Annotated in this window: 6 protein-coding genes; 4 read left to right on the top strand and 2 right to left on the bottom strand. The window is 65.5% G+C overall.

Going from position 1 to position 6,077, the window contains the following annotated elements; genetic code table 11:
• The first annotated feature begins 194 nt into the window (after window positions 1-194).
• The 4 genes from K678_RS08435 to K678_RS08420 all read left to right on the top strand — a co-directional run bounded on the left by K678_RS08435 (window position 195) and on the right by K678_RS08420 (window position 3,206).
• Window positions 195-611, top strand: coding sequence for a DUF2141 domain-containing protein (locus tag K678_RS08435; RefSeq protein ID WP_021132038.1), 417 nt, complete (start codon window positions 195-197; stop codon window positions 609-611).
• Window positions 586-1,365 (top strand): SDR family NAD(P)-dependent oxidoreductase, encoded by a 780-nt coding sequence (locus K678_RS08430; RefSeq protein WP_021132037.1) that lies wholly within the window; start codon window positions 586-588, stop codon window positions 1,363-1,365. The genes K678_RS08435 and K678_RS08430 overlap by 26 nt, the downstream gene beginning before the upstream one ends.
• 73 nt (window positions 1,366-1,438) lie before the next feature.
• Entirely contained in the window at window positions 1,439-2,341 is a 903-nt protein-coding gene (locus K678_RS08425) for a YicC/YloC family endoribonuclease (protein ID WP_021132036.1), read from the top strand.
• Window positions 2,342-2,435: 94 nt separating this feature from the next.
• On the top strand, window positions 2,436-3,206 hold the full coding sequence (locus K678_RS08420; RefSeq protein WP_021132035.1) for a DsbA family protein: 771 nt from the start codon (window positions 2,436-2,438) through the stop codon (window positions 3,204-3,206).
• Window positions 3,207-3,275: 69 nt separating this feature from the next.
• On the opposite strand, the gene K678_RS08415 is transcribed toward K678_RS08420, so the two are convergent.
• Window positions 3,276-4,673: a hypothetical protein gene (locus tag K678_RS08415; protein ID WP_021132034.1), complete on the bottom strand. Its 1,398-nt coding sequence runs from the start codon at window positions 4,671-4,673 to the stop codon at window positions 3,276-3,278.
• A gap of 6 nt (window positions 4,674-4,679) precedes the next feature.
• Window positions 4,680-6,062, bottom strand: a complete 1,383-nt coding sequence (gene cysS, locus K678_RS08410) for a cysteine--tRNA ligase (RefSeq protein ID WP_039852532.1) — start codon at window positions 6,060-6,062, stop codon at window positions 4,680-4,682.
• Window positions 6,063-6,077 lie beyond the last annotated feature (15 nt).

Here is a 6,077-nt window from a genome sequence, read left to right as displayed (position 1 = left end):
CGAGATCGGGTTCGACAGGGTGATGGACGAGGCTGATCAGGCGATGTACGCGGCTAAAAAGACCGGCCGCAACCGGATCATGGTTAACGGCTAAGGCAGGCGGCTTGCGCGGACGGGTCGGGGGGCGCTAGGCTGCGCCCTGATTTAAGTGGCGGAAAAATCTCGCCAAAAGAGACTTCTCCCGGAGATGCTGAATGCGGACGGCCCTGCTGTCGCTTATCGTTTTGTGTGCCGCCGGGGCGGCGCAGGCCGCCGATCTGACGATCACGATCACCAAAGCCGCCGAGGGCGCGGTGCGAGGGATGGTGTTCCGCGATGCCGACAGCTTCGACCGCCGCGAGTCGCCGGCTGCCAAATTCTCACAATATCCGCTGCATGGTTCGGTGGTGGTGACGCTTGCCGACCTGCCGCCCGGCCGCTATGCCATCGCGTTGTACCAGGACAGCAACGGCAACGAACAACTCGACAAGACCTTCATCGGCATGCCGACCGAACCTTACGGGTTCTCCAACGATGCCAGCGCGCCGTTCGGACCGCCGGATTTCGAACAGGCCGCATTTACCATCGCTCCGACGGAACAGCATCATGCCCTCACCATCACCCTGCGCTGATCCCGCCGCGATCCTGATCACCGGGGCCTCATCGGGGCTGGGGGCGGCGCTGGCCCAAGGCTATGCCAAAGCCGGGATCACGCTGTTTCTGACCGGACGCGACGAGGCCCGGCTGGCGGCGGTGGCCCAGACCTGCCGCGAGCGCGAGGCCGAGGTGGTGACGGCCGCCCTCGACGTCACCGAGTCCGAGGCAGTCGCCGCCTGGATCGCGGCCTGCGACCGCCACCGTCCGCTCGATCTGGTGATCGCCAATGCCGGTATTTCCGCCGGGACCGCGGGCGGAGCCGAAGGCGCGGACCAGACCCGAAAGATTTTCGCCGTCAATCTCGACGGAACCGTCAATACGGTGATGCCCGCGATCGCGGCGATGCGCCCGCGCGGGAAGGGACAGATCGCGCTGATGAGTTCGATGGCGGGCTTTCGCGGCGTCGGCGGTGCTCCGGCTTATTGCGGCTCGAAGGCGGCGGTGCGGGTGTGGGGCGAGGCCCTGCGCGGCGCGCTGGCGGCGGACGGTATCGCCGTCTCGGTGATCTGCCCCGGCTTCGTCGCCACCCCGATGACCGAGGTCAACACCTTCGCGATGCCGTTTCTGATGCAGGCGGACGATGCCGCCCGGCTGATCCGGCGCAAACTGGCCGCCAATTGCGGCCGGATCGCCTTTCCCGGGCCGATGGCGGCGCTGGCCTGGCTGGGAGCCGCCCTGCCCGACATCGTGGCCGACCGCCTCACTCGCCTCCTTCCGGCGAAGGGCTAACAGCGGCGATGAGGCCAGAGCGCGATAATCCGGCCCGACAGGGCACAATGATAGTGACGAGTATGGGAGAACGATGGTGAGCGTCGCCAGCATGACCGGCTATGCCCGCGCCGAAGGGCGGGATTCCCTGACCTCTTGGGTGTGGGAGGCCAAAAGCGTCAATGGGCGCGGTTTCGATTTGCGCCTTCGCCTGCCCTCGGGCCACGACGGACTCGACATTCCGGCCCGCGAGGCCGCCGCCCGCCGCATCGCACGCGGCAACGTCCAGCTATCGCTGACCCTGTCGCGCCAAACCGAAGCGGGCGAGATGCGGATCAACACCGCGCTGCTGACCCGTCTGGTCGATCTGTGCCGCGACTGGCAGGCGGTGCGCCCGGAACTGACCCCGGCGCGGATGGACGGATTGCTGGCCATCCGGGGCGTGATCGAGCCTGCCACCGAGGACGACGCCACCGAAGACGACACCGTCCGCGACGCCCGCACCGCCGCCTTGAAGGCATCGCTGGAGGCGGTGCTGGACCAATTGGTCGCGGCACGCCGGGGCGAAGGCGCGCGGATCGGTGCGGTGCTGAAGGCCCAGCTTGACGAGATCAAGACCCTGACCGCTCGTGCCGCCGCCTGTGCCGCGTTGCGCCCCGAAGCGATCCGCGAGCGCTTTACCCAGCAGGTCGCGGCGGTGCTGGAAGGCGCCCCTGCCCTGTCAGAGGAGCGGGTCGCGCAGGAAGTCGCCTTGCTGCTGGTCAAGGTCGATGTCCGCGAGGAACTCGACCGCCTGTCCGCCCATGTCGCGGCGGCCGGTGCCCTGCTCGATCAGGGCGGCGTGATCGGGCGCAAGCTCGACTTCCTGGCCCAGGAATTCAACCGCGAGGCCAACACCCTGTGCTCGAAATCCGCCGATGTCGAGCTGACCCGGATCGGCCTTGATCTGAAAGCGGTGATCGATCAGTTCAAGGAGCAGGTCCAGAACATCGAGTAGTCCCGGCATTTTTCCCGCCAGGGTGCTTGCCCCGGCGGCGGCCATCGGCCAATATGCCTGCCTCATCCTCATGGTTCCGAAGGTTGACTCTCCCATGATCGCCAAGCCCCTTGCCGCCCTTCTCCTGACGTCGGCCCTCGCCTTGACCGCGTCCCCGGCCTCCGCTCAGGACAGCGGCGCGTTGACCCCCAAGCAGGCCGAGGCGGTCAGGAAGGTCGTCCGCGACTACCTGATGGAACACCCCGAAGTGCTGGCCGAATCGCTTGAGGCCCTGCGCGAGAAGATGCGGGCCCAGGCCGAAGCCGACGCCCACAAGATGCTCGAAGCCCGCAAGGACGACGTCTATCGCAGCGCCGAAGACCCCGTCAGCGGCAACACCAAGGGCGACATCACCATCGTCCAGTTCTTCGATTACAATTGCGGCTTCTGCAAGCAGACCTTCGACGCCCTGTGGGATGCGGTGAAGGCCGACGGCAAGGTCCGGGTCGTCTACAAGGAATATCCGATCCTGGGGCCGGATTCGGTGTTCGCCGCCCGTGTCGCCCTGGTTGCCAAGGCGCAGAGCCAGGCCAAATATGACGACCTCCACCGCGCTCTGATGAAGTTCCGTGGCCGCCTCGACGAGAAGACGGTGCTGCGCATCGCGGCCGAACAGGGCTTCAATGTCGAGCAGTTGAAGAAGGACGTCACCAACCCCGAGATTGACCGTCAGTTGGCCAAGGTGTTCGACCTCGGCCGCTCGCTCGATATCGGTGGCACCCCCACCTTCATCATCGGCGACCGCATTCTGTCGAGCGCGCTCGACCAGACCACCTTCCGCCAGTTGATCGACAACGCGCGCAAGACCGGCGCGGGCAAGAGCTGATCGCGGTTCGGCGCAACAAAAAACCCGGCGAGGGAAACCTCGCCGGGTTTTTTATGGAAGCGTCACCGCCTATCCTCGTTCCGGCTCGGCCTTGGTCTCGATCAAATCAGGACGGCGGCGGGCGAAGCGCTGGTCGAGACGGACCGCGCCGATCGCGACGGCGAACAAAGCCAGCCACACCACCCGGTTCTGATAGCGGTCGTGCGGATTGGAAATCGCACCGCAGACAATCGCATTGCCGATAATGGCCAGCGTCACGATCACCGCCAACCCGGTGGTCGAGCGGTCGCGCCGCCGCCACGCCACCACCAGCACCGCCAACAGCGCCAGTTCGGCCGCGTAATTGACCGGAACCTGGAAATCGTTCTGGGCGGTGAAATCAAGCGCGGGCCGCCGCTGCTGGCGGGCGAAGCGGAATTCGCGGAACTCGTCGGGGAAGTGGCGCAACTGGGTTTTGACGAAGTGCCAGGTCATCGGCACCAGATCTTCGCCACTATCGATCGATTGCAATTGCTCGACCGTGTTGTCAAAGGCGGCACTCAGCACTTTGAGCGGGAAGCGGCGGATCGCATCCTTGACGATGAACCCCGCCTCGTCATGCATCGCCTTCCAGCCGCCCATCTCGTCGAACGGACTGTCGCCCCACAGGAATTCGTCGGCGGTACGGGGCAGTTCGTCCTTGTGCTCGCACATTTTCAAGGGCGCGCCCTGGGGGCAAACCTCGTCGAGATAGGCCTGAGCGACGCCATTCTGGACGAACAGGGCCAGTTGCAGCACCTGCCCCGACTCACTGAAATAGAACCGCCCGGTAACCATTTGGTGCGTCACCGGAACCGCCAGAATGCCGCAGACAATCGACAGGCTGACAACGGTCAGACGCGGACGCGGCATCCGCAGGATCAGCCGCGACAGGCCGGACATCACCCACAGCACCATCAGCAACCCGGCGGCGACGGCGACATGCGACATATGGACGCAGATCGCCAGCGCGGTCACCACCCCCAACGCCCAGCGCCGCCAGCGCGGCAACCCCTCGCCGAAGGCCAGGGCGGCAACGCCCAGGATCGCGACCCCGGCGAAAACGTCGGCCAGTAATTGCGAGGCGACCCAGGGCAGCCCGGTCAGCAGGGCCAGCAGCAAGCCGATGGCCAGGAACACGATATGCCGCCATCGCCCGACAAAGCCCATCACCGCTTCATGCAGGACCCAGGTGGTCAGCACCGCCTGGACCAAGGGCATGATCCACAGCGTGTCGAACAGCCGGGTTAGGGTGCACAACATGCTGTAGGTCATCGTCCGCCAGACGATCGGCTGAAAGCTGAACGCCATGTCGACGTAATCTTCGCTGTCGAAATAGATCAGCGGATATCCGTTCCACAGCGCGGGTGCGATCAACAACAGCACGACCAGCACGAATGACAGGCAATGCCAGGCAAACGACCAGCCGGTAAGCGGGGCTCGCGGCATCGGGGGTCAGGTCCCCCGTTTCCAGGTCGTCCCCGATGCGCCGTCTTCCAACACGATTCCGGCCTCGGCCAGCGCCTTGCGAATCCGGTCGGCCTCGGCGAAATCGCGGGCCTTGCGCGCGGCGGCGCGGGCCTCGATCATCGCCTCGACCTCGGCATCATCGGGACCGCTGCCCTTCGCCGTCGCGGTCTTGAACCACGTTTCGGGATCGTGCGACAGCAGACCGAGCAGACGGCCCGAGGCGAGCAGACGCGCCTTGCCCCGCGCCTTGTCGGCCGGGCTGGTCGCCTTGTTGAGGCTTCCGGCCAGATCGTGGAGATGGCTGATCGCCAGCGGGGTATTGAGGTCGTCTTCGAGTGCGGCGCGCACCTCGATCGGAGCGGCGGCGGCCTCGTCGGCGGGGATGTCGGCGACGGCGCGCAACGCGGTATAGAGCCGGTCCAGCGTCGCCCGCGATTGCCGCAGCAAATCAGCGGTCCAGTCGAGCGGCTGGTGGTAATGGGTGGTCAACATCGCCAGCCGAATCGCTTCGCCCGGCGCCTGATCGAGCAGGTCGCGGACGGTGATGAAATTCCCCAGCGACTTTGACATCTTCTCGCCATTGACCATCAGCCAGCCATTGTGGAGCCAGTAGCGGGCAAACGGCTGACCATTGGCGCAGACGCTCTGCGCGATCTCGTTTTCATGGTGCGGGAAAACCAGATCCTGGCCGCCGCCATGGATATCGAAACTGGCCCCCAGATGTTCAAGGCTCATCGCCGAGCATTCGATGTGCCAGCCGGGACGGCCCCGTCCCCACGGGCTGTCCCAGCCGGGCAGATCGTCGGACGAGGGCTTCCACAGCACGAAATCGCCGGGGTCCTTTTTATAGGGGGCCACCTCGACCCGGGCACCGGCGATCATCTCGTCCTGCGAACGCCGCGACAGCGCCCCATAGGTCGGCATCGAGCCGACGCTGAACAGGACGTGACCCTCGGCTTCATAAGCGTGACCACGCTCGATCAGCCGGGCGATCATCGCCACCATCTGCGGGATGTGGGCGGTGGCGCGCGGCTCGACATCGGGGGGCAGGCAGTTCAGCGCCCGGATATCCTCGTGGAACAAGGCGGTGGTGCGGGCGGTGATCGCCGCGATCGGCTCGCCCGAATCCTTGGCACGCTGGTTGATCTTGTCGTCAACGTCGGTGATGTTGCGGACATAGCGGACCGACGGATAGGTCTGCTTCAGCAGCCGGTACAGCACGTCGAAAACGATCACCGGCCGGGCATTGCCGATATGGGCACGGTCATAGACGGTCGGGCCGCAGACATACATCCCGACATGATCGGGAGCCAGCGGCTCGAACGGATCCTTGCGACGGGACAGGGTATTATAAAGAACCAGCGGCACCGATCGGTCTCCGGC

It is taken from the genome of Magnetospirillum fulvum MGU-K5 (assembly GCF_000442515.1).
In the GTDB taxonomy this organism is placed as follows: Bacteria; Pseudomonadota; Alphaproteobacteria; order Rhodospirillales; family Magnetospirillaceae; genus Phaeospirillum; species Phaeospirillum fulvum_B.
Note: the sequence above shows the minus strand (reverse complement) of the source record. Positions and strands in the feature narration are given on the sequence as shown.